At 62.9% G+C, this 22536-nt stretch carries 18 protein-coding genes and 1 pseudogene; 12 read left to right on the top strand and 7 right to left on the bottom strand.

Translation table 11 applies throughout. The annotated features are described in order from the left end of the window. Positions 1-164: 164 nt before the first annotated feature. A complete protein-coding gene (gene gcvP / locus CAG22_RS01060) occupies positions 165-3038 on the top strand; it encodes an aminomethyl-transferring glycine dehydrogenase (protein WP_085704055.1) in 2874 nt (957 codons plus the stop codon). Between the two features lie 128 nt (positions 3039-3166). On the opposite strand, the gene CAG22_RS01065 is transcribed toward gcvP, so the two are convergent. The 3 genes from CAG22_RS01065 to CAG22_RS01075 form a co-directional block, all read right to left on the bottom strand. Beyond that, entirely contained in the window at positions 3167-3481 is a 315-nt protein-coding gene (locus tag CAG22_RS01065; protein WP_003259356.1) for a DUF2388 domain-containing protein, read from the bottom strand. A gap of 89 nt (positions 3482-3570) precedes the next feature. Next, positions 3571-5256 carry a GspE/PulE family protein gene (locus CAG22_RS01070; RefSeq protein ID WP_085704058.1) on the bottom strand — a complete coding sequence of 562 codons (1686 nt, stop codon included), beginning with the start codon at positions 5254-5256 and terminating at the stop codon, positions 3571-3573. A gap of 203 nt (positions 5257-5459) precedes the next feature. Continuing rightward, positions 5460-5765, bottom strand: a complete 306-nt coding sequence (locus CAG22_RS01075; RefSeq protein ID WP_003259353.1) for a hypothetical protein — start codon at positions 5763-5765, stop codon at positions 5460-5462. A gap of 126 nt (positions 5766-5891) precedes the next feature. Here CAG22_RS01075 and CAG22_RS01080 point away from each other — a divergent pair, with 126 nt between their 5' ends. Then, entirely contained in the window at positions 5892-6362 is a 471-nt protein-coding gene (locus tag CAG22_RS01080) for an Lrp/AsnC family transcriptional regulator (RefSeq protein ID WP_015272225.1), read from the top strand. 171 nt (positions 6363-6533) lie between these two features. Here CAG22_RS01080 and CAG22_RS01085 read toward each other — a convergent pair whose 3' ends face one another. Beyond that, a complete protein-coding gene (locus CAG22_RS01085; protein WP_003259352.1) occupies positions 6534-7901 on the bottom strand; it encodes a CYTH domain-containing protein in 1368 nt (455 codons plus the stop codon). 231 nt (positions 7902-8132) lie between these two features. On the opposite strand from CAG22_RS01085, the gene argE reads away from it, so the two are divergent. Further along, the gene (argE, locus tag CAG22_RS01095; protein ID WP_085704064.1) at positions 8133-9275 is read left to right on the top strand and encodes an acetylornithine deacetylase; all 1143 of its coding nucleotides are present in this window, start codon (positions 8133-8135) and stop codon (positions 9273-9275) included. A 124-nt stretch (positions 9276-9399) separates the two neighbouring features. Beyond that, complete coding sequence (argA, locus tag CAG22_RS01100) at positions 9400-10698, top strand: amino-acid N-acetyltransferase (protein WP_013974710.1); 1299 nt, start codon at positions 9400-9402, stop codon at positions 10696-10698. Positions 10699-10849: 151 nt separating this feature from the next. Here the strand turns inward: argA and CAG22_RS01105 are convergent, their stop codons facing one another. Further along, positions 10850-12226 carry a glutamine synthetase family protein gene (locus tag CAG22_RS01105; protein ID WP_015272222.1) on the bottom strand — a complete coding sequence of 459 codons (1377 nt, stop codon included), beginning with the start codon at positions 12224-12226 and terminating at the stop codon, positions 10850-10852. A 272-nt stretch (positions 12227-12498) separates the two neighbouring features. Then, positions 12499-12759, bottom strand: a complete 261-nt coding sequence (locus CAG22_RS01110; protein WP_085592404.1) for a hypothetical protein — start codon at positions 12757-12759, stop codon at positions 12499-12501. 41 nt (positions 12760-12800) lie between these two features. Between CAG22_RS01110 and CAG22_RS01115 the strand changes: the two genes are divergently transcribed. From CAG22_RS01115 to CAG22_RS01145, 7 genes are all read left to right on the top strand, one after another. Beyond that, positions 12801-14159, top strand: coding sequence for a glutamine synthetase family protein (locus tag CAG22_RS01115; protein WP_013974708.1), 1359 nt, complete (start codon positions 12801-12803; stop codon positions 14157-14159). 46 nt (positions 14160-14205) lie between these two features. Beyond that, on the top strand, positions 14206-15567 hold the full coding sequence (locus tag CAG22_RS01120; RefSeq protein ID WP_085704067.1) for an aspartate aminotransferase family protein: 1362 nt from the start codon (positions 14206-14208) through the stop codon (positions 15565-15567). Between the two features lie 170 nt (positions 15568-15737). Then, positions 15738-16835 (top strand): polyamine ABC transporter substrate-binding protein, encoded by a 1098-nt coding sequence (locus CAG22_RS01125; protein WP_023660780.1) that lies wholly within the window; start codon positions 15738-15740, stop codon positions 16833-16835. 158 nt (positions 16836-16993) lie between these two features. Then, positions 16994-18088 (top strand): polyamine ABC transporter substrate-binding protein, encoded by a 1095-nt coding sequence (locus CAG22_RS01130; protein WP_084785299.1) that lies wholly within the window; start codon positions 16994-16996, stop codon positions 18086-18088. Positions 18089-18159: 71 nt separating this feature from the next. Next, complete coding sequence (potA, locus tag CAG22_RS01135; protein ID WP_085592408.1) at positions 18160-19302, top strand: polyamine ABC transporter ATP-binding protein; 1143 nt, start codon at positions 18160-18162, stop codon at positions 19300-19302. Beyond that, positions 19299-20219, top strand: a complete 921-nt coding sequence (locus CAG22_RS01140; protein WP_013974703.1) for an ABC transporter permease subunit — start codon at positions 19299-19301, stop codon at positions 20217-20219. The genes potA and CAG22_RS01140 overlap by 4 nt, the downstream gene beginning before the upstream one ends. Further along, positions 20216-21109, top strand: a complete 894-nt coding sequence (locus CAG22_RS01145; RefSeq protein ID WP_003258560.1) for an ABC transporter permease subunit — start codon at positions 20216-20218, stop codon at positions 21107-21109. The genes CAG22_RS01140 and CAG22_RS01145 overlap by 4 nt, the downstream gene beginning before the upstream one ends. A gap of 105 nt (positions 21110-21214) precedes the next feature. Here CAG22_RS01145 and CAG22_RS01150 read toward each other — a convergent pair. Then, positions 21215-21573: pseudogene (locus tag CAG22_RS01150) on the bottom strand (transposase). A gap of 623 nt (positions 21574-22196) precedes the next feature. Between CAG22_RS01150 and CAG22_RS01155 the strand changes: the two are divergent. After that, positions 22197-22469: a DUF3077 domain-containing protein gene (locus CAG22_RS01155; protein ID WP_085704070.1), complete on the top strand. Its 273-nt coding sequence runs from the start codon at positions 22197-22199 to the stop codon at positions 22467-22469. Positions 22470-22536: the final 67 nt, after the last annotated feature.

A 22536-nucleotide genomic window follows, 5' to 3' on the forward strand; every position in this document is an offset into this window, starting at 1 on the left:
AGCTCCCACAGATAGCGCGCGCCTCAGGGCCTGTGGTTACCTGTGGGAGCTGGCTTGCCGGCGATAGGGCCGGTACTGGCAAAACAACTTTCCCCGCAGAATCGGCAATCCCTTCCTAGACTTGTAAGTCTCCATGAGAGCTGTTCCAGGAAGAGAGCGTCGTCATGTCCCAGTCGCCATCCCTGCATCAACTGCAAGAGCTCAACCCATTCCTGCGTCGCCACCTGGGCCCGGATGCCACGGAGCAGCAGGCCATGCTCAACGCGCTGGGTGTCGCCAGCCGCAGTGAGCTGATCGAGCAGACCGTACCGCCAGACATCCGCCTCAATCGCCCCCTCGATCTGCCGCCGGCACTGGACGAACAGGCCGCCCTGGCCAAGCTCGCCGGTTACGCCGGGCAGAACCAGGTCTGGACCAGCCTGATCGGCATGGGCTACCACGGCACCATCACCCCCACGGTCATCCTGCGCAACGTGCTGGAAAACCCGGGCTGGTACACCGCCTACACGCCTTATCAGCCCGAGATTGCCCAAGGCCGGCTGGAGGCGTTGCTGAACTTCCAGCAGATGGTCATCGACCTCACCGGGCTGGCCCTGGCCAACGCCTCGCTGCTCGACGAAGCCACCGCCGCCGCCGAGGCCATGGCCCTGGCCAAGCGGGTGGCGCGCAACAAGAGCAATGCCTTCTTCGCCGACGAGCACTGTCACCCGCAGACCCTGTCGGTACTCAAGACCCGTGCCGAGGGCTTCGGCTTCGAGCTGATCGTCGACTCTGTGGATAACCTTGGCAAACACGCGGTTTTCGGGGCCTTGCTGCAGTACCCGGATACCCACGGCGAGGTGCGCGACCTGCGCCCGCAAATCGACCATTTGCACAGCCAGCATGCCCTGGCCTGCGTAGCCGCCGACCTGCTCAGCCTGGTGGTGCTGGCACCGCCTGGGGAGCTGGGTGCCGATGTGGTGCTGGGCTCGACCCAGCGCTTTGGCGTACCGATGGGCTATGGCGGCCCCCACGCGGCGTATTTCGCCTGCCGCGATGACTACAAGCGAGCCATGCCGGGGCGCATCATCGGCGTGTCGCGCGATGCCCGTGGCAACACCGCGTTGCGCATGGCCCTGCAGACCCGCGAGCAGCATATCCGCCGCGAGAAGGCCAACTCCAACATCTGCACGGCCCAGGTGCTGCTGGCCAACATTGCCGGCTTCTACGCGGTGTACCACGGCCCGGAAGGCCTGCAGCGCATTGCCCAGCGCGTGCACCGGCTGACCTTCATTCTGGCCGCCGGCCTCGAGGCCAAGGGCATCAAACGCCTCAATCAGCACTTCTTCGACACCCTTACCCTGGACGTCGGCGGTGCCCAGGTGGCCATCATCGAAAGCGCCGAGGCCGCGCAGATCAACTTGCGCATCCTTGGCCGCGGGCACCTGGGCGTGAGTCTGGACGAGACCTGCTCGGAGCAGACGGTGCTGCGCCTGTTCGACATCTTCCTGGGGGTGGACCACGGCCTGGATATAGCCGCACTCGACCAGCTGGCCCTGCCCGAAGGCATCCCCGCCAGCCTGGTGCGGCGCACGCCGTTCCTCGCCCACCCGGTGTTCAACCTGCACCACAGCGAAACCGAGATGCTGCGCTACCTCAAGCAGCTCGAGAACAAGGACCTGGCGCTGAACCAGTCGATGATCCCGCTGGGTTCGTGCACCATGAAGCTCAACGCCACCAGCGAGATGATCCCCATCACCTGGCCTGGCTTTGCCCAGCTGCATCCGTTTGCCCCGGCGTCCCAGGCCATCGGCTACAAGGCGATGATCGACGAACTGGAAAGCTGGCTGTGCGCCATTACCGGCTTCGATGCCATCTGCATGCAGCCCAACTCCGGTGCCCAGGGCGAGTACGCCGGCCTGATGGCCATTACCCGCTACCACCGCAGCCGCCACCAGCCGCAACGCACGCTGTGCCTGATTCCGTCGTCGGCCCACGGCACCAACCCGGCGTCGGCGCAAATGGCCGGCATGGAGGTGGTGATCGTCGATTGCGACGACGATGGCAACGTCGACCTGGCCGACCTCAAGGCCAAGGCCCACTCGGCCGGGGATCGGTTGTCGTGCCTGATGATCACTTACCCGTCGACCCACGGCGTGTATGAAGAGGGGATTCGCGAGATCTGCGAAGTGGTCCACCAGCACGGTGGCCAGGTATACATGGATGGCGCCAACCTCAATGCCCAGGTGGGCCTGGCGCGGCCGGCGGATATCGGCGCCGACGTTTCACACATGAACCTGCACAAGACCTTCTGCATTCCCCACGGTGGTGGCGGGCCGGGCATGGGCCCGATCGGCATTCGCGCGCACCTCAAGCCGTTCGTCGCCAGCCACCCGGTGGTGCCGGTACCCGGCCTGGACCCGAACAACAGCGCGGTCAGTGCCGCGCCCTGGGGCAGTGCGAGCATCCTGCCGATCAGCTGGATGTACATAGCCATGATGGGGCTGCAGCTGGCCGATGCCAGCGAGGTGGCGATCCTCTCGGCCAATTACCTGGCCAGCCAGCTGGGTGGGGCTTTCCCGGTGCTCTACCGCGGGCGCAACCAGCGGGTGGCGCATGAGTGCATCCTCGACCTGCGGCCGCTGAAGGCGCTGACCGGCATCAGCGAAGAGGACGTGGCCAAGCGCCTGATGGATTATGGCTTCCACGCGCCGACCATGTCGTTCCCGGTGCCGGGCACGCTGATGGTCGAGCCGACCGAGAGTGAGTCGAAGGCCGAGCTGGACCGCTTCGTCGAGGCGATGCTGGCGATTCGGGCGGAAATTGGCGAAGTGCAGGAGGGCAACTGGCCGGCGGAGAACAACCCGCTCAAGCATGCGCCGCATACCCTGGCCGATGTGCTGGCGGTGTGGGACAGGCCCTACAGCCTGGAACAGGCGGTGGCGCCCAGTGCTCATGTGCGCCAGCACAAGTACTGGCCAGCGGTGAACCGGGTCGACAACGTGTATGGGGACAGGAATCTGTTCTGTGCTTGTGTGCCGGTGGAGGCTTATCGTTAGGGGTGAAGATGGGTGTTGGCTTCATCGCCGGCAAGCCGGCTCCCACAGGTACTGCACAGGCCTGGAGAATGGTGCAGTACCTGTGGGAGCTGGCTTGCCGGCGATCGGGGGCGAAGCCCCCGCCGTGGTTACTCGGCTACCGCATTCTTGGCCAGGATGGCATTGGCCAGTTCCATGTCGGAAGCCTGCATCCCCGGGTTTTCCGCGCGGGCCTGGCGAATCGCCGCTTCAAGGAACGGCCCGCGGATCGCGCCTTCGCTGGCCACGAAGCTGCCGGCGTCATCCTGCGCCGCCATCACCAGCTTGTGATCCCCGGAGGTCAGGTAGCTCGATGCCGTGGTAGCACCGGTAGTCATCACGTTACGCCAGAAGGTATCGGCCATGGCCGAGCCGATAGGCAGCGAAAGCAAGGCAGCGGCAGCGATGGCGGTTTTGAAACGCATGTTGAAACACCTCGAAGGGTGAGGGTTGAAGATGCGCGATTTGATCCTGCCACAGGGGTGCAAGTTCCTTGAATACAAAGGATTTTTGCTCAGGAACAGGCCCGTAGCACTTCCTCTTGGCGGGTCTGCCCGCAGGCTACCTTGGCTTCGCCGCAGCGGCGCAGATCGAGCAAGCCATCGGCCACGGCCTGGCGCCGCAAACTGGCCAGATCGCTGCCCGGGCCTATCAGGGCGCGCAGGCTGTCGCTGGGTATCAGCAGCTCGAACAACCCTGTGCGGCCATGGAACCCCGTGCCACGACAGGTACGGCATGGCTGGCCTTCGGGCAGCGCTGCACCACCCCGGCAATCCGCGCACAGTGTGCGCACCAGCCGCTGAGCCATGACCCCCACCAGCGTCGCCTTGATCAGGTAGTCGGCCACACCCAGTTCCTGCAGGCGGGTGATCGCGCCACAGGCGTCGTTGGTATGCAGGGTCGACAGCACCAGGTGCCCGGTCAGGGCTGCCTGCACCGCCACCAGGGCGGTCTCGCGGTCACGGATTTCGCCGATCATGATGATGTCCGGGTCCTGGCGCAGCATGGCCCGCACACCGTTGGCGAAACCCAGGTCCAGGGCGGGCTGCACCTGCAACTGGTTGAAGGTGGGTTCCAGGCGCTCGATCGGGTCTTCGATGGTGCACAGGTTGACCTGCGGCGTGGCCAGCAGCTTGAGGCTGGCGTACAGCGTGCTGGTCTTGCCGGACCCGGTGGGGCCAGTGACCAGGATGATGCCCTGGCGCTGGCGCAGCAGGCCTTGCCACTGGTCCAGTTGTGGCCCATCCAGGCCCAGCCGGTCGAAGCCTTCTTGCAGCTGTTGCGGGTCGAACAGGCGCAGCACCAGTTTTTCGCCGAACGGGGTCGGCAATGTCGACAGCCGCAGTTCCACCTCGCCGCCGCCAGGCAGGCGGCTTTGCAGCCGGCCATCCTGCGGCCGGCGCTTTTCCGCGACGTCCATGCGCCCCAGGTGTTTCAGGCGGCTGACCAGCGCCAGGGTCACCCCGGCGGGGAAGGCATAGACGTTGTGCAGCAGGCCGTCGATGCGGTAGCGCAGTTGGCCCTGCTCGCGGCGTGGTTCCAGGTGGATATCGCTGGCGCGTTGCTCGATGGCGTACTGCAGCAGCCAGTCGACGATATGCACGATGTGCGCGTCGTCCGCACTGGCCTCGGCCTGGCGCTTGCCCAGCTCCAGCAGCTGTTCGAGTTCACCCAGGCTGGCTGACTGCTGGTGTTGCGCGCCCTTTACCGATTGGGCCAGGCGGTGGAACGACTGCCCTGCCTGGCGGACCTGCTGCGGGCTGGCCAGCACGCGCCGGATCGGCCGGCCCAGGCTGCGGGTGAGGTCGGCCAGCCAGTCGTCCTGGTAGGGCTGGGCGCTGGCGACGGTGACGCTGGAGGCGTCGGCGGCGACGATAAGAATGCCGTGGCGCTGGGCGAAGGCCGGGGATATCAGGCCGGTGACCTGGGGCAGGTCCAGTTGCAGCGGGTCGATGCGCAGGTAGGGCTGGCCGACCTTGTTGGCCAGCCATTGGCAGAGGCGGTCCAGGTCCAGGGGCTGGCCAGGGTGTCGGCGGTCTTCCAGGGCGCAGGCGGCGATCTGTTCCAGCGGGTGGGCGGTGGGGTGAGTGGCGGCGTGCTCGAGTACCTGCAGGGTGTCGTTGGCGTGCAGGTGCTGGTCGGCGAGCAGGGCCTGGAGCAGGTGCTTGAGGTCGAGTGCCGGGTTGTCGGGGGTGTGCATGGTGGGCGTCCGTGCCTGATAGGGGAGTGCTGATCAAGGCTAGCCGGACGGCGGAAGGTTAACGGAAGTGAAAAGTTTCGGGAATTTACTGTGCCTGTACTGGCCCTATCGCCGGCAAGCCAGCTCCCACAGGATCACCACAGGCTCGAAGATTGCGCTGTACCTGTGGGAGCCGGCTTGCCGGCGATAGGGCCGGTAAATGCTTACACAACCGCCAGCTCCACCCGCTGCAGGTTGCTCAGGCTCACCTCACCCACACACACCAGGTTGCGCAGTTTTTGCGCAATCACCTCGGCCCGGTGCCAGCTCAGGCCGCCGATGCCGACCTCGATATCCAGCCAGTCATCCTGCTGGCTGACCTGCACGCTGTGCGGGGTCAGGAACTGCAGGGCAAACAGGTTGAGCACCCGGCACAGGCTGTCAGGCTCGGCCTCGGCCTGCAGGCGATAGTGCACGGTGCTGTGGGCGCTGCTGGCGGCCCAGGCGTCGGTACGGGGCTGTGCGTTCATGCTGGTCTCCGCAAATGTGGGAGAAATTCTTGCACGTTGGCGGCGGTATTTTTTCGCTATGATTTGATCATTTCGCTGTATTGGCGAATTGTTCTATTCATCAAGTGCTGTTCGGGAGAATTATTGATGCACAGCGAGCTGGACGCCTACGACCGCCGTATCCTCGAACTGCTGCAGGAGGACGCTTCTCTGTCCAGCGCGCAGATCGCCGAACGCGTGGGGCTGTCGCAATCGCCGTGCTGGCGGCGTATCCAGCGGTTGAAGGAGGAGGGGGTGATTCGCGGGCAGGTGACCTTGCTGGACCGCAAGAAGGTCGGCCTGAACACGCAGATATTTGCCGAGGTGAAACTGAACGCCCACGGGCGCTCCAACTTCACCGAGTTCACCGACGCAATCCGCGGGTTTCCGGAGGTGCTGGAGTGTTATGTGCTGATGGGGTCGGTGGACTTTCTGTTGCGCATCGTCACCCCGGATATCGAGGCTTATGAACGGTTCTTCTTCGAAAAGCTGTCGAACGTGCCGGGGATACAGGAGGTGAACTCGATCGTGGCGCTGTCGGAGATCAAGTCCACCACCAGCCTGCCACTTTCGCGGTAAGACCGTTTCAGACCCGCTGACGCGGTCCCTGTAGGAGCGGCCTTGTGTCGCGAAAGGGGCGCGAAGCGCCCTCAGGCTTTGTGCACCAAGCAGATATTGCCGGGGCCGCTGTGCGGCCCTTTCGCGACACAAGGCCGCTCCTACAAAGGCTGTGTCAGCCTTCAGAAGGGTTCACGCCTTGAGCAAGTGCTTCCAGCCGCGGCTCTGATCCACCGCCCGAGCCTGTTCGATACGCGCTTCCAGCACTTCATCGCTGATCGGCTGTTCAGCCAGCTCATGCAGCTTCTTCAGGTCGCCATACAGGCGGTCCATCTGCGGCGCTTCCAGCACCTGACGGGCATGGTGCAGCCAGGCCAGCAGCTGTTCGATACGCGGCAGTTGCTCGGCCAGGTCTTCCGGACGCTGGGTGTACAGCGGCAGCTTCAACGCTCGGCCTTCTTCGCCCAGCAGGTGCGCCAGCCAGCTTGCCAGCTGCGCCTTGCCCTGGCGCTCGCCACGGCCTTTGCGCTCCACGGTCCAGGCACGGGCCAGCAGCCAGCGCGAGGTTTCCAGCGAGAACTGGCCCCAGCGCACGTCCTCCAGCTCTTCGGCGAACTGCTCGGGGGCGGCGCGGCGGATATCTTCGTCTTCGTTGCCGGCCTGCACCAGCGGGCGCCAGTCTTCGAGCAGGGCGTCGAGGCTGCTGCGCAGGTCGCGGGTGGTGGCGCGCGGCGCGGCCTGGCCCAGGCTGGCGGTAATGGCACGCAGCTCGCTCAGGCACTCGACCCAGTCCTGCAGCAGGCGCCAGTGGCCGTTGTGGCGGTATTGCTCGGCCAGGCGCTGGCTGCTGCCCAGCAGTTGCCAGGCCAGTGCGGCGTAGGCGTCGTCCACGGCCATTTCGGCTTCCAGCTCGGTGTGCGGCAGGCCCAGCTCGTAGCTGTCCGGCTCCAGCAGGCGGTAACCACGCTCGGCCTTGCTGATGTCGCATGGCATCAACGGCAGGCTGGCGGCCAGCTCGGCGGCCAGTTCCAGCAGTGCCTGCGGCTCGCCTTCACGCAGTTCCAGTTCCAGCTCGCAGATTTCTTCCTTGCGCTTGCCGGCGATCACGAACCCCTGGTCCAGCGCGGCCTCGATTACCACCTTGCTCTTGCCACGGCCCCAGGCGATTTCGGCGTATTCACGGCTGAAGTCGGTGGTGAACAGCGGCTTGATGGTCTTTTTGTCCAGGTTGGCCAGTTGCGCGGGCCAGCAGCTGTCGTCGAGCTTCTTCAGGTCGAGCTTGACCTTGTCCAGCTGCCATTCGTGCTCGTTGCGCTCGGACAGGCCGGCCACGCTGGTGCCGCGGCACTTGAGGGTCTGGATGATGGCCTCGCCATCGCGGCGCAGGCGCAGGGCGACACGGGCGGCGGAGAGCTCGCGCTCGGGGGTGTCGAAGTACTGGTTGAGCAGTTCGCGGGTCTGCCAGCCAGACTTGTTGCGCTTTTTCAGCAGAGGGTGCTCGCGCAGGGCGGCAAGGGTCTCGCGGCTGGCGCGGAGCTTGAGTTCGGTTTCTTTGTGCATCACAGGCTCGAAGGAGGGGGCGTGGTTGCCCAGCAGTCTACAGGAGTCGGCTCTCGTCTGTTGGGTCGTGGTGGCCTTCTTCGCGGGCATGCCCGCTCCCACAGGTACAGCACCGCTTTCAAGGGCGGTGCAATTCCTGTGGGAGCGGGGAAGCCCGTGAAGAAGCCCACACGGTTGCCCTGCGAACGGGTGGCATTGCTATGATGGGCAACGCTTCCGAGGAGTACGCGCATGCCGTTGCCGACGCTGAAAGACCAGTTCGCCGCCCTGATCGCCGCGCCCTCGGTCAGTTGCACCCAGCCTGCGCTGGACCAGTCCAACCGCCAGGTCATCGACCTGCTGGCCGACTGGCTGGGCGACCTGGGTTTCAAGTGCGACATCCAGCAGGTCAGCCCCGGCAAGTTCAACCTGCTGGCCAGCCGTGGCACCGGCCCGGGTGGCCTGGTGCTGGCGGGGCACAGTGACACCGTACCCTATGACGAACAGCTGTGGGCCAGCGACCCGCTGAAGCTGACCGAAACCGATGGCCGCTGGGTCGGCCTGGGCAGCTGCGACATGAAGGGCTTCTTCGCCCTGGTCATCGAGGCGGTCATCCCGCTGCTGGAGCACGATTTCAAGCAACCGCTGCTGATCCTTGCCACCTGTGACGAAGAAAGCTCCATGTCCGGCGCCCGCGCCCTGGCCGAGGCCGGCCAGCCGTTCGGCCGTGCGGCGGTGATCGGCGAGCCCACCGGGCTGCGGCCGATCCGCATGCACAAGGGCATCCTCATGGACCGCATCGACATCCTCGGGCGCAGCGGCCACTCCTCGGACCCAAGCCTGGGCCGCAGCGCCATGGAGGCCATGCACGCAGTGATGGGCGAGCTGATGGGCCTGCGCCAGCAATGGCAGCAAACCTACCGCAACCCGCAATTCACCGTACCGACCCCGACCATGAACTTTGGCTGCATCCACGGCGGTGACAACCCCAACCGTATCTGCGGCCAGTGCGCCCTGGAGTTCGACCTGCGCCCGCTGCCAGGCATGGACGTGGAGCAACTGCGCGCAGCCATCCGCGGCAAGCTGGTGCCGGTGGCAGAGCGTTTTGAGGTGCGCATCGACTATGCGCCGCTGTTCCCGGAGGTGCCGCCATTCGAGCAGGCAGCCGACGCCGAGCTGGTGCAGGTGGCGGAGCGCCTGACCGGCCATCGCGCCGAAGCGGTGGCGTTCGGCACCGAAGCGCCTTATCTTCAGCAACTGGGTTGCCAGACCATCGTGCTGGGCCCCGGCGACATCGCCTGTGCCCACCAGCCCGGCGAATACCTGGAAATGTCACGAATCGAGCCTACCGTGCGTCTATTGCGTGACCTGATCGGGCACTATTGCCTGGACTAAACGTCAACCGAACTGTTTCGTTCCTGCCTAGAGGAGACCGCGCGTGACCGCAAGCCTGTTCCGACGATGATCCTGAACGCCCCCTGTATCGCCGTTCTCCGTCCACTTATCCACAGGCCCTGTCATGCCCGACTACGTCAACTGGCTGCGTCATGCCTCCCCGTATATCAATGCCCATCGCGACTGCACCTTCGTGGTCATGCTCCCGGGCGATGGGGTGGAACACCCTAATTTCGGCAACATCGTCCACGACCTGGTGCTGCTGCACAGCCTGGGCGTGCGCCTGGTGCTGGTGCATGGCTCGCGCCCGCAGATCGAAAGCCGCCTGGCTGATCGCGGCCTGACCCCGCACTACCACCGTGGCCTGCGCATCACCGATGCCGCCACCCTGGATTGCGTGATCGATGCCGTCGGCGCCTTGCGCCTGGCCATCGAGGCACGCCTGTCGATGGACATCGCCGCTTCGCCGATGCAGGGCTCGCGCCTGCGCGTGGCGTCCGGCAACCTGGTCACGGCACGGCCGATCGGCGTGCTCGAAGGCGTGGACTACCACCACACTGGCGAAGTGCGCCGGGTCGACCGCAAGGGCATCAGCCGCCTGCTCGACGAGCGCTCCATCGTGCTGTTGTCGCCGCTGGGCTACTCGCCCACGGGGGAAATCTTCAACCTGGCTTGCGAAGACGTGGCCACCCGCGCCGCCATCGAACTGGGGGCCGACAAGTTGCTGCTGTTCGGTGCCGAGCCGGGCCTGCTGGATGCCGATGGCAAGCTGGTGCGTGAGCTGCGCCCGCAGCAGGTTGCCCCGCATCTGCAGCGCCTGGGCAGCGATTACCAAGGCGAATTGCTGGATGCCGCGGCCGAAGCCTGCAAAGGCGGCGTGGCGCGCAGCCATATCGTCAGCTATGCCGAGGACGGCGCCTTGCTGACCGAGCTTTTCACCCGTGGCGGTGGCGGCACGCTGGTGTCGCAGGAGCAGTTCGAAGTGGTGCGCGAGGCGACCATCGAGGACGTGGGCGGTTTGCTGGAGCTGATCAGCCCGCTGGAAGAGCAGGGCATCCTGGTTCGCCGTTCGCGTGAGGTGCTGGAGCGGGAGATCGAGCAGTTCAGCGTGGTCGAGCGCGAGGGCATGATCATCGCCTGTGCGGCGTTGTACCCGATTGCCGACTCCGACGCCGGCGAACTGGCATGCCTGGCGGTGAACCCGGAGTACCGCCATGGCGGGCGTGGCGACGAGCTGCTGGAGCGCATCGAAAGCCGGGCGCGGCAGTTGGGGCTGAATACCCTGTTCGTGCTGACTACGCGTACCGCTCACTGGTTCCGCGAACGAGGGTTTGCGCCGAGTGGTGTGGAGCGGCTGCCGGCGGCGCGGGCTTCGTTGTACAACTACCAGCGCAATTCGAAGATTTTCGAGAAGCCCTTGTAAACCTGTACTGGCCTCTTCGCGGGTGAACCCGCTCCCACAGGATCTTCACCGGACCTGAGGCCGGCACGGTCCCTGTGGGAGCGGGTTTACCCGCGAAGCAGGCGACACCGATCTTGAACGAAAACGCCGCCCTTGTGGGCGGCGTTTTTGTTTACACGGTATGCAGGTACCAGTTGTACTCGAGGTCGGAGATCGAGTGCTCGAACTCCTCCAGCTCGCTCTCCTTGCACGCGACGAAGATGTCGATGTACTTCGGATCGATGTACTTGTTCAGGATCTCGCTGTCGTCCAGCTCGCGCAGGGCATCGCGCAGGTTGTTCGGCAGGCTCTGCTCCAGCTGCTCGTACGAGTTGCCTTCGATCGGCTCACCCGGCTCGACCTTGTTGGTCAGGCCATGGTGCACGCCGGCCAGTACGGCGGCCATCATCAGGTACGGGTTGGCGTCGGCACCGGCCACGCGGTGCTCGATGCGCACGGCGTCCGGCGAGCCGGTCGGCACGCGCAGGGCCACGGTGCGATTGTCCAGGCCCCAGCTTGGCGCGTTCGGCACATAGAACTGCGCGCCGAAGCGGCGGTACGAGTTGACGTTCGGGCAAAGGAACGCCATGGACGCGGGCAGGGTCTCGAGCACACCGCCGACAGCGTGACGTAGCGCGGCGTTCTGCTCGGGATCCTCGCTGGTGAAGATGTTGTTGCCATCTTTGTCCAGCACGGAAATGTGTACATGCAGGCCGTTGCCTGCCTGGCCCGGGTAGGGCTTGGCCATGAAGGTGGTGTCCATTTCATGGTCGTAGGCGATGTTCTTGATCAACCGCTTGAGCAGTACCGCGTAGTCGCAGGCCTTGAGCGGGTCGGCCACGTGGTGCAGGTTGACTTCGAACTGCGCCGGGGCGCTTTCCTTGACGATGGCGTCGGCCGGGATGCCTTGCTCCTTCGCGCCTTCCAGGATGTCCTGCAGGCAGTCGGCATATTCGTCGAGGTCGTCGATCAGGTACACCTGGGTCGACTGCGGGCGCTTGCCCGAAATTGGCGAGCGTGGCGGCTGCGGGCGGCCGTTCACGTTCTCCTGGTCGATCAGGTAGAACTCCAGCTCGAACGCGGCGCAGATGGTCAGGCCCATCTCGGTGAACTTGTCGACCACCTGGCGCAGCACTTCACGCGGGTCGGCAAAAAACGGCTCACCTTCGAGCTCGTGCATGGTCATCAGCAGCTGGGCGGTCGGGCGCTTCTGCCAGGGTTCGTTGGAGAGGGTGCCGGGGATCGGGTAGCAGATGCGGTCAGCATCGCCGATGTCCAGGCCCAGCCCGGTGCTTTCAACGGTGGAACCGTTGATGTCCAGGGCGAAGAGGGAGGCAGGCAGGTTGATGCCTTTCTCGTAAACCTTGTGGAGGCTGGTGCGCTCTATGCGCTTGCCACGCACCACACCATTCATATCTGCAATCAGAAGGTCAACGTAGAGAACCTCAGGATGTTCCTTAAGGAACGCGTTCGCTTCGTTAAGCTGAACGGCACGCGGGGGTACCGACATGATGCAACACCTTTGTTGTTAAAAATATCAATCAAGGGGGGCTTGCAAGACCAGTCAATCGAAAAGACAAACTGATGTCAAGCCAACCCCATGATGCCCTGAAATGGCACATCGACGGCAGATTTGCTGCATCTCGGGGCAAACCATTATCCGCTATTTCCCGCGCAAAGGGCTATCTCCGACCAACCGTGTTTTATTTTTTACGGAGGTGTTGTGTAAAAAAATGAACAAGGCTAAGCTCGGTCTCAACCCAGAACACAATAATACGAGGGTCACATGGTCCGCTTGCCGAGACCTGAAAGCACTGCCTGCGCAGTGCCATCGGGTACATCCGTCTTTTTTGCAAGCTTCGTCAATGGCGTGGCCGCCCTGGCCGCAATAATTGACGTTTGGCGCTCCCGGACCTGCCCTCGTAGCGGCTTGCCGCCCTTCGTTTCGTCTTCCTGCCCTTCGAACTCATTACGGACGCACCTGTTTTCAGTGTATCCACTGTGGCTCTGCGCGGGGGTTTTTGCTTTAGCAATGTACTCCATCCAGAATCAGTGCGCGGACCACCTTACCTCCTGAGGTATTTATGAGTAACAACCTCGACCAGCTCACCGATTGGTTGAAAGAGCACAAGATCACCGAAGTCGAATGCATGATCAGTGACCTGACCGGCATCACGCGCGGCAAGATTTCGCCTACCAACAAATTCATCGCCGAAAAAGGCATGCGCCTGCCCGAGAGCGTGCTGCTGCAGACCGTGACCGGCGACTACGTCGACGACGACATCTATTACGAACTGCTGGACCCGGCGGACATCGACATGATCTGCCGCCCCGACGAGAACGCCGTGTTCCTGGTGCCATGGGCCATCGAGCCGACCGCCCAGGTGATCCACGACACCTACGACAAGAAGGGCAACCCGGTCGAACTGTCGCCGCGCAACGTGCTGAAGAAAGTCCTCAAGCTATATGCCGACAAGGGCTGGCAGCCGATCGTCGCGCCAGAGATGGAGTTCTACCTGACCAAGCGCAGCGAAGACCCGGACTTCCCGCTGCAGCCCCCGGTAGGCCGTTCGGGCCGCCCGGAAACCGGCCGCCAGTCGTTCTCGATCGAAGCCGCCAACGAATTCGACCCGCTGTTCGAAGACGTCTACGACTGGTGCGAACTGCAGCAGCTGGACCTCGACACGCTGATCCATGAAGACGGCACGGCGCAGATGGAGATCAACTTCCGTCATGGCAACGCCCTGCACCTGGCTGACCAGATCCTGGTGTTCAAGCGCACCATGCGCGAGGCCGCGCTCAAGCACAATGTGGCCGCCACCTTCATGGCCAAGCCCATGACCGGCGAGCCAGGCAGTGCCATGCACCTGCACCAGAGCGTGGTCGACGTGGCTACCGGCAAGAACATCTTCAGCAACGACGACGGCAGCATGAGCGAACTGTTCCTGCACCACATCGGTGGCCTGCAGAAGTTCATCCCCGAGGCATTGCCGCTGTTTGCCCCCAACGTCAACTCGTTCCGCCGCTTCCTGCCCGACACCTCGGCGCCGGTGAACGTGGAATGGGGCGAGGAAAACCGTACCGTCGGCCTGCGCGTGCCGGACGCCGGCCCGCAAAGCCGCCGGGTCGAGAACCGCCTGCCAGGCGCCGACGCCAACCCTTACCTGGCCATCGCCGCCAGCCTGCTGTGTGGCTACATCGGCATGGTCGAAGGCATCGACGCCAGCGCGCCTGTGCAGGGCCGTGGCTACGAACGCCGCAACCTGCGCCTGCCACTGACCATCGAAGATGCCCTGGAACGCATGGAAAACAGCCGTGCACTGGTGCAGTACCTGGGCAAGAAGTTCATCACCGGTTACGTCGCTACCAAGCGCGCCGAGCACGAGAACTTCAAGCGAGTCATCAGTTCCTGGGAGCGTGAGTTCCTGCTGTTTGCTGTCTGATCAACTTGGTGCCGCAGGACGCGGCTGTCGAACAACGGAGAAGCACATGAGCGTCAACAACCCGCAAACCCGTGAATGGCAAACCCTGAGCGGGGAGCATCACCTCGCGCCCTTCAGCGACTACAAGCAGCTGAAGGAGAAGGGGCCGCGCATCATCACCAAGGCCCAGGGTGTGCATTTGTGGGATAGCGAGGGGCACAAGATCCTCGACGGCATGGCTGGCCTGTGGTGCGTGGCAGTGGGTTATGGCCGTGAAGAACTGGTGCAGGCGGCAGAAAAGCAGATGCGCGAGCTGCCGTACTACAACCTGTTCTTCCAGACTGCCCACCCGCCTGCGCTGGAACTGGCCAAGGCAATCTCCGACGTGGCGCCGCAAGGCATGACCCATGTGTTCTTCACCGGCTCCGGCTCCGAAGGCAACGACACCGTGCTGCGCATGGTCCGCCATTACTGGGCGCTGAAAGGCAAGCCACAGAAGCAGACCATCATCGGCCGCATCAACGGCTACCACGGCTCCACCGTGGCTGGTGCCAGCCTGGGCGGCATGAGCGGCATGCACGAGCAGGGCGGCCTGCCGATCCCGGGCATCGTGCATATCCCGCAGCCTTACTGGTTCGGCGAAGGCGGCGACATGACCCCGGATGAGTTCGGGGTGTGGGCGGCCGAGCAGCTGGAGAAGAAAATCCTCGAAGTCGGCGAAGACAATGTCGCCGCCTTCATCGCCGAGCCGATCCAGGGCGCCGGCGGCGTGATCATCCCGCCGGAAACCTACTGGCCGAAGGTGAAGGAGATCCTCGCCAGGTACGACATCCTGTTCGTCGCCGACGAAGTGATCTGCGGTTTCGGCCGTACCGGCGAGTGGTTCGGCTCCGACTACTACGACCTCAAGCCCGACCTGATGACCATCGCCAAGGGCCTGACTTCCGGTTACATCCCCATGGGCGGTGTGATCGTGCGTGACACCGTGGCCCAGGTACTCAGCGAAGGCGGCGACTTCAACCACGGCTTCACCTACTCCGGCCACCCGGTAGCGGCCGCCGTGGGCCTGGAAAACCTGCGCATCCTGCGTGACGAGAAAATCGTCGAGAAGGCGCGCAGCGAAGCGGCACCGTATTTGCAAAAGCGTTTGCGTGAACTGCAGGACCACCCTCTGGTGGGCGAGGTACGCGGCCTGGGTCTGCTCGGCGCGATCGAGCTGGTCAAGGACAAGGCCACCCGCAGCCGTTACGAAGGCAAGGGCGTGGGCATGATCTGCCGCACCTTCTGCTTCGAAAACGGCCTGATCATGCGTGCGGTGGGTGACACCATGATCATTGCGCCGCCGCTGGTGATCAGCCATGCAGAGATCGACGAACTGGTGGAAAAGGCACGCAAATGCCTGGACCTGACGCTCGAAGCGATTCGTTGACAGTTTGCTAGGCTAGCGATGTGACATTAAGTCGTTACAAGGCCCTGCTTTCCTTGATACAGGGCCTTGTAACTTGCCAGACTAGCGACTGTTTCAGTCGCCGCGCGCTCTGCACCGTAGGTCCTGGCTGCTGAACAGTTGGCTAAATAAAAAATTCTGGAGCATTACGCATGAATAAATTGGGCAAGACGTTGCTGGCCACCGCCCTGATGGGTGCCATGGCGACCGCTGTTCAGGCTGAAGACAAGGTGTTGAACGTCTACAACTGGTCGGACTACATCGCTCCGGACACCATCGCCAAGTTCGAGAAGCAGTCGGGCATCAAGGTCAAGTACGACGTCTTCGACAGCAACGAAACCCTCGAAGCCAAGCTGCTGGCAGGCAAGTCGGGCTATGACATCGTGGTGCCTTCGAACAACTTCCTGGCCAAGCAGATCAAGGCTGGCGTGTACGAGGAACTGGACCGCTCCAAGCTGCCGAACTGGAAGAACCTCGACCCTGACCTGCTCAAGGCCGTTGGCGATGCCAGCGACAAGGACAACAAGCACGCCTTCCCGTACATGTGGGGCTCGATCGGCATCGGCTACAACCCGGAGAAGGTCAAGGCCGCGCTGGGCGTGGACAAGATCGACTCGTGGGACGTGGTGTTCAAGCCTGAGAACATCGCCAAGCTCAAGAGCTGCGGCGTGAGCTTCCTCGATGCCCCGACCGAAATGCTGCCGGCTGCGCTGCACTACCTGGGCCTGCCGAGCAACAGCACCAAGAAGGAAGACCTGAAGGCCGCCGAGGACCTGTTCCTCAAGATCCGTCCTTCGATCACCTACTTCCACTCGTCCAAGTACATCGGCGACATGGCCAACGGCAACATCTGCGTAGCCGTCGGTTACTCGGGTGACCTGGAGCAGTCCAAGGCTCGTGCTCACGAAGCCGGCGACAAGGTCAAGGTGGACTACGTCATTCCGAAGGAAGGTGCCGGTACCTTCTACGACATGGTCGCCATCCCCAAGGATGCCGAGCATAAAGACGCTGCCTACCAGTTCATGAACTTCCTGATGCAGCCGGAAATCATGGCCGAGATCACCAACGCCGTGCGCTTCCCGAACGGCAACGCTGCCGCCACCCAGTTCGTGGACAAGGAAATCACCAGCGATCCGAGCATCTATCCGCCAGCTGAAGTGAAGAAGCAGCTGTACGCGATCGCTGCGCCTGAAGCGTCTGCCCAGCGTGTGATCACCCGCAGCTGGACCAAGATCAAGTCGGGCAAATAAGCCCGATGCGGTACCTCTGGGCCGGGGAATCCCGGCCCAGAGCCAGTGAAAGGCAATTGATGATTGCGGCATCGAAGCTGCGAAGGTAAGTTGCGCGCCGGTTTTGCGTGTGCGGCAGCATTGTCGCTACCCAGGCACTGATTGTGAGGACCACCCACTTGTCCATTTCTGTATTCCGCAAGGCCTTGATGGCTGGAGCGGGCCTGACGCTGGCATGCAGCGTCCAAGCGGCGCCTACGGTGCACTTCTACAACTGGTCCGACTACGTCGGCCCGACCACACTCGCGGACTTCGAGAAAGCCACGGGCATCAAGCCCGTGCAAGACGTGTTCGACTCCAACGAAACCCTGGAAGGCAAGCTGCTGGCCGGCAACACCGGCTATGACGTGGTAGTGCCATCCAACCATTTCCTCGGCAAGCAGATCAAGGCGGGCGCGTTCCAGAAGCTCGACAAGAACCTGCTGCCCAATTATTCCAACCTGGACCCGGCGCTGATGAAGCGCCTGGAAAGGAACGACCCGGGCAACCAGTACGCCGTGCCTTACCTGTGGGGCACCAACGGCATCGGTTACAACGTCGACAAGGTGAAGGCCGCGCTGGGCGTGGACACCATCGACTCCTGGGCAGTGCTGTTCGAGCCCGAGAACATGAAGAAGCTCGCCAAGTGCGGCGTGGCCTTCCTCGACTCGGCGGACGAAATGCTGCCGGCGGTGCTCAACTACATGGGGCTGGACCCCAACAGCACCAATGCCAAGGACTACCAGGCCGCCGAGAAGAAACTGCTGGCGGTACGCCCGTACGTGACCTACTTCCACTCGTCCAAGTACATCACCGACCTGGCCAACGGCGACATCTGCGTCGCGGCAGGTTTCTCGGGTGATGTGTTCCAGGCCAAGGCCCGCGCCGAAGAAGCGAAGAAGGGCGTGAACCTGGCCTACGCCATTCCCAAGGAAGGCGGCAACCTCTGGTTCGACGTGCTGGCGATCCCCAAGGACGCCAAAAACGTCAAAGAGGCGCATGCCTTCATCAACTATTTGCTGAAGCCTGAGGTTATCGCCCAGGTCAGTGATTACGTCGGTTACGCCAACCCGAACCCCAAGGCTGGCGACCTGATGGACCAGGCCGTGAGGACTGACGCCGCGGTTTACCCACCGCAGGAAGTGCTGGACAAGATGTTCGTGAACTCAGAGTTGCCACCCAAGGTGCAACGGCTGATGACCCGTAGCTGGACCAAGGTCAAGTCGGGCAAGTAAAAATCCAGGCCCGTGGCGGCACCTGTAGAACAGGGCTCGCGGGCACAAAAATCTTGTTGGGAGTTTCACTCATGGCAGTTGCCTCCGGTGCCTATAAAAAAGCCCTCGAGGGTGGCCAGCAACCCAAGCAGGTGCTGGTCAAGATCGACCGGGTCACGAAAAAGTTCGACGAAACGGTAGCCGTGGACGATGTGTCCCTGGAAATCCGCAAGGGCGAGATCTTCGCCCTGCTGGGTGGCTCCGGTTCCGGCAAGTCCACCTTGCTGCGCATGCTGGCCGGCTTCGAGCGCCCGACCGAAGGGCGGATCCTCCTCGATGGCGTCGACATCACCGACATGCCGCCCTACGAGCGGCCGATCAACATGATGTTCCAGTCCTACGCGCTGTTCCCGCACATGACCGTGGCGCAGAACATCGCCTTCGGCCTGCAGCAGGACAAGATGCCCAAGGCCGAGATCGACGCCCGCGTGGCCGAGATGCTCAAGCTGGTGCACATGACCCAGTACGCCAAGCGCAAGCCGCACCAGCTGTCCGGCGGCCAGCGCCAGCGCGTGGCCCTGGCCCGCTCGCTGGCCAAGCGCCCCAAGTTGCTGCTGCTCGACGAGCCGATGGGCGCACTGGACAAGAAACTGCGTTCGCAGATGCAGCTGGAACTGGTGGAGATCATCGAGCGCGTGGGCGTGACCTGCGTGATGGTGACCCACGACCAGGAAGAGGCCATGACCATGGCCGAGCGCATCGCCATCATGCACCTGGGCTGGATCGCCCAGATCGGCTCGCCGGTGGACATCTACGAGACGCCTACCAGCCGCCTGGTGTGCGAGTTCATCGGCAACGTCAACCTGTTCGAAGGTGAAGTGGTCGACGACGCCGAAGGCCACGCGATCATTGCCAGCCCGGAGCTGGAGCGCAAGATCTATGTCGGCCACGGCATCACCACGTCGGTGGAAGACAAGCACATCACCTACGCCCTGCGCCCGGAAAAGATGCTGGTCACCACCCAGCAACCGACCTGCGAGCACAACTGGTCGCGCGGCAAGGTTCACGACATTGCCTACCTGGGTGGCCACTCGGTGTTCTACGTCGAGTTGCCGAGCGGCAAGGTCGTCCAGTCGTTCGTCGCCAACGCCGAGCGCCAGGGCACGCGCCCGACCTGGGGCGATGAAGTGTACGTGTGGTGGGAAGACGACAGCGGCGTGGTACTGCGGTCATGAAACTGCGCAAGCTCAAGCGAGCCTTCCAGCGTATTACCCCGGAGGGGCGGCACCTGGTGATCGGCGTGCCGTTCATCTGGCTGTTCCTGTTCTTCATGCTGCCGTTCTTCATCGTGCTGAAGATCAGCTTCGCCGAAGCCGACGTGGCGATCCCGCCGTATACCGAGATCTACAGCTACGTCGAAGACAAGCTGCAGCTGGTGCTCAACCTGGCCAACTATGGCCTGTTGACCGAGGATGAGCTGTATATCTCGGCCTACCTGGGCTCGCTGAAGATGGCCTTCTTCAGCACCCTGCTGTGCCTGCTGATCGGCTACCCGATGGCCTATGCCATTGCCAACGCCAAGAAGGAAACCCAGACGGTCCTGCTGTTGCTGATCATGATGCCGACCTGGACCGCGATCCTGATCCGCGTCTATGCCTGGATGGGCATTCTCAGCAACAACGGCCTGCTCAACGGCTTCCTGCTGTGGACCGGGTTGATCGACCAGCCGCTGCAGATCCTCAACACCAACCTGGCGGTGTACATCGGCGTGGTCTATTCGTATCTGCCGTTCATGATCCTGCCGCTGTTCGCCAACCTGGTGAAGCACGACCCGAGCCTGCTCGAGGCCGCTTCGGACCTGGGTTCGAGCACCTTCAACAGCTTCTGGAAGATCACCGTGCCACTGTCGAAGAACGGCATCATCGCCGGCTGCATGCTGGTGTTCATCCCGGTGGTGGGCGAGTTCGTGATCCCTGAACTGCTTGGCGGCCCGGAAACCCTGATGATCGGCAAGGTGCTGTGGCAAGAGTTCTTCAACAACCGTGACTGGCCGGTGGCCTCTGCGCTGGCGGTAGTCATGCTGGCGATCCTGATCGTGCCGATCCTGCTGTTCAACCGCAGCCAGGCCAAAGAAATGGAGGGCAGGGCATGAAGCGCTTCAGTTTCTCCAAGCTGATGCTGGTGCTCGGCTTGCTGTTCATCTACCTGCCGATGCTGATCCTGGTGATCTACTCGTTCAACGCCTCCAAGCTGGTGACGGTATGGGGTGGCTGGTCGGTGAAGTGGTACGTCGGCCTGCTCGACAACACCCAGTTGATGGGGTCGGTGATGCGTTCGCTGGAAATCGCCTGCTATACGGCGGTGGCGGCGGTGGCGCTGGGTACCTTGGCGGCGTTCGTGCTGACCCGGGTTACCCGCTTCAAGGGCCGCACGCTGTTCGGTGGCCTGGTCACCGCGCCGCTGGTAATGCCCGAGGTGATCACCGGCCTGTCGCTGTTGCTGCTGTTCGTGGCCATGGCGCAGATGATCGGCTGGCCGCAGGAGCGCGGCATCGTCACCATCTGGATCGCCCATACCACGTTCTGTGCCGCGTATGTGGCGGTGGTGGTGTCGGCACGCCTGCGTGAGCTGGACCTTTCGATCGAGGAAGCGGCGATGGACCTGGGTGCCAAGCCGTGGAAGGTGTTCTTCCTGATCACCATCCCGATGATCGCGCCGTCGCTGGCGGCGGGCGGCATGATGTCGTTTGCCCTGTCGCTGGATGACCTGGTACTGGCCAGCTTCGTCTCCGGCCCTGGTTCGACCACCTTGCCGATGGAAGTGTTCTCGGCGGTGCGCCTGGGCGTGAAGCCGGAGATCAACGCCGTGGCAAGCCTGATCCTGCTGTCGGTGTCGCTGGTGACCTTCTTCGTCTGGTACTTCAGCCGCCAGGCCGAAGAGCGCCGTCGCAAGGCGATACAGCAGGCGATCGAAGAGGGCGCTGCAGCGAATGCTTCGCAGCCACAGGTCAAGCGCCCGGCGCAGGTTGCGGCGTCGGCCTGATCTGGCCTATTCGCGGGTGAACCCGCTCCCACAGTAATATCACTGCCTCGGGCCTGTGTTAATCCCTGTGGGAGCGGGTTTACCCGCGAATGTCTCAACTCTAATTTAAAGCCAGACTGCATCCCAATGTGGATAGTCCCTGACACTTCTGACGAGGCCAGCCCGCAAGGGGTTGGCGACAATGTATCTGGCAACATGCACCATGCTCTCCTCCCGCCGCAGTGCCCGGTCCTGATACCCAGGCTGCCTACCGGATCCTGCTCAACCCCCGCCTGATGCAAAACCAGACTGGACCTGGACTTGAACCTGCGCATCAAGGTGCCCAACGTCGTACCTTTCAACTCGATCAGCCAATGCAGATGGTCCGGCATCAGCACCCAGGCCAGTGACCGGCAGGCATGTTCCTGGTCTGATTGTCGCAGTTGGTGAATGACCAGCCGGGCATGGAGGAAATCATGGAACAGCGGCTTGCGCTGGTGGGTGACGGTGGTCAGCAGATAGAGCCGGCCAAGTTCTGAATAGCGACCACGGCGAAGCAGGTGAGACTGGGCTCGCGACATTGGCTTCTTCCTTGAAAAGCAGGTGACTTTTCAAAGGTAGTGGCTGAGATACAGGTGCTGTGTAGATCATGGTTTCTGGATATGGCAGAGGCTTGCGGATGGCAGTACCGGCCCTTTCGCGGGTAAACCCGCTCCCACAGGTATTGCACAGGTCCTGAAGGCTGCACATAACCCTGTGGGAGCGGGTTCACCCGCGAAGAGGCCCGCAAGGCGTACGACTTTTCATCAACTCAAACCAAAGGCTTCAGTTGAATCGGCTTGGGAATTATCCTACGAGCCGTGTGGAAGCTGCTCTGTTGCTGGGGAAATGCCCCAGGGATAACGTCGTCGAGTCGCCAATCAAGGTGACCGGGTGTGAGAAACCCGCTCGATGTTGAACAGGCTTCCTGTCATGGCGGCCTTGCGTGGGCAGGCCTCGGCCTGGCCGGGTTCAATGTCCTCGGTTTTCTCACCCCGCGTACGGCTGCCACCCCTTATCCGTGAGAAAGATGAGCTGGCGGTTCCATAAACGACATTGGATTCTGACCATGACAACGCACGTTCCAAATCACCCAAAAAACAGCAGCACCGTCGGCCGCGAAACCTGCATGGACCTGTTCCGCGTCCAGGCCAACATCCCCTTCAACCATGCCTTCTCCGAACTCTCCGTAATGCTCGGGTGCATCAATCATCTGACGACCGAAGCCGAGATGGAAAATGACCGGCTGGCCGGTAGTGCCGCGAGAATTCTCAGTGGCTTTGCCAAAGCATTGATTGATGACATAGAGCTGGGGTTGAACAGGGCCTCAGTTCAGGTCTGACCTGTACCGGCCTCTTCGCGGGCGCGCCCGCTCCCACAGGTACAGCGCAGGCTTGAGGCTGGCGACC

Origin of the sequence: Pseudomonas sp. B8(2017) (assembly GCF_002113575.1) — a bacterium.
GTDB lineage: Bacteria > Pseudomonadota > Gammaproteobacteria > Pseudomonadales > Pseudomonadaceae > Aquipseudomonas > Aquipseudomonas putida_Z.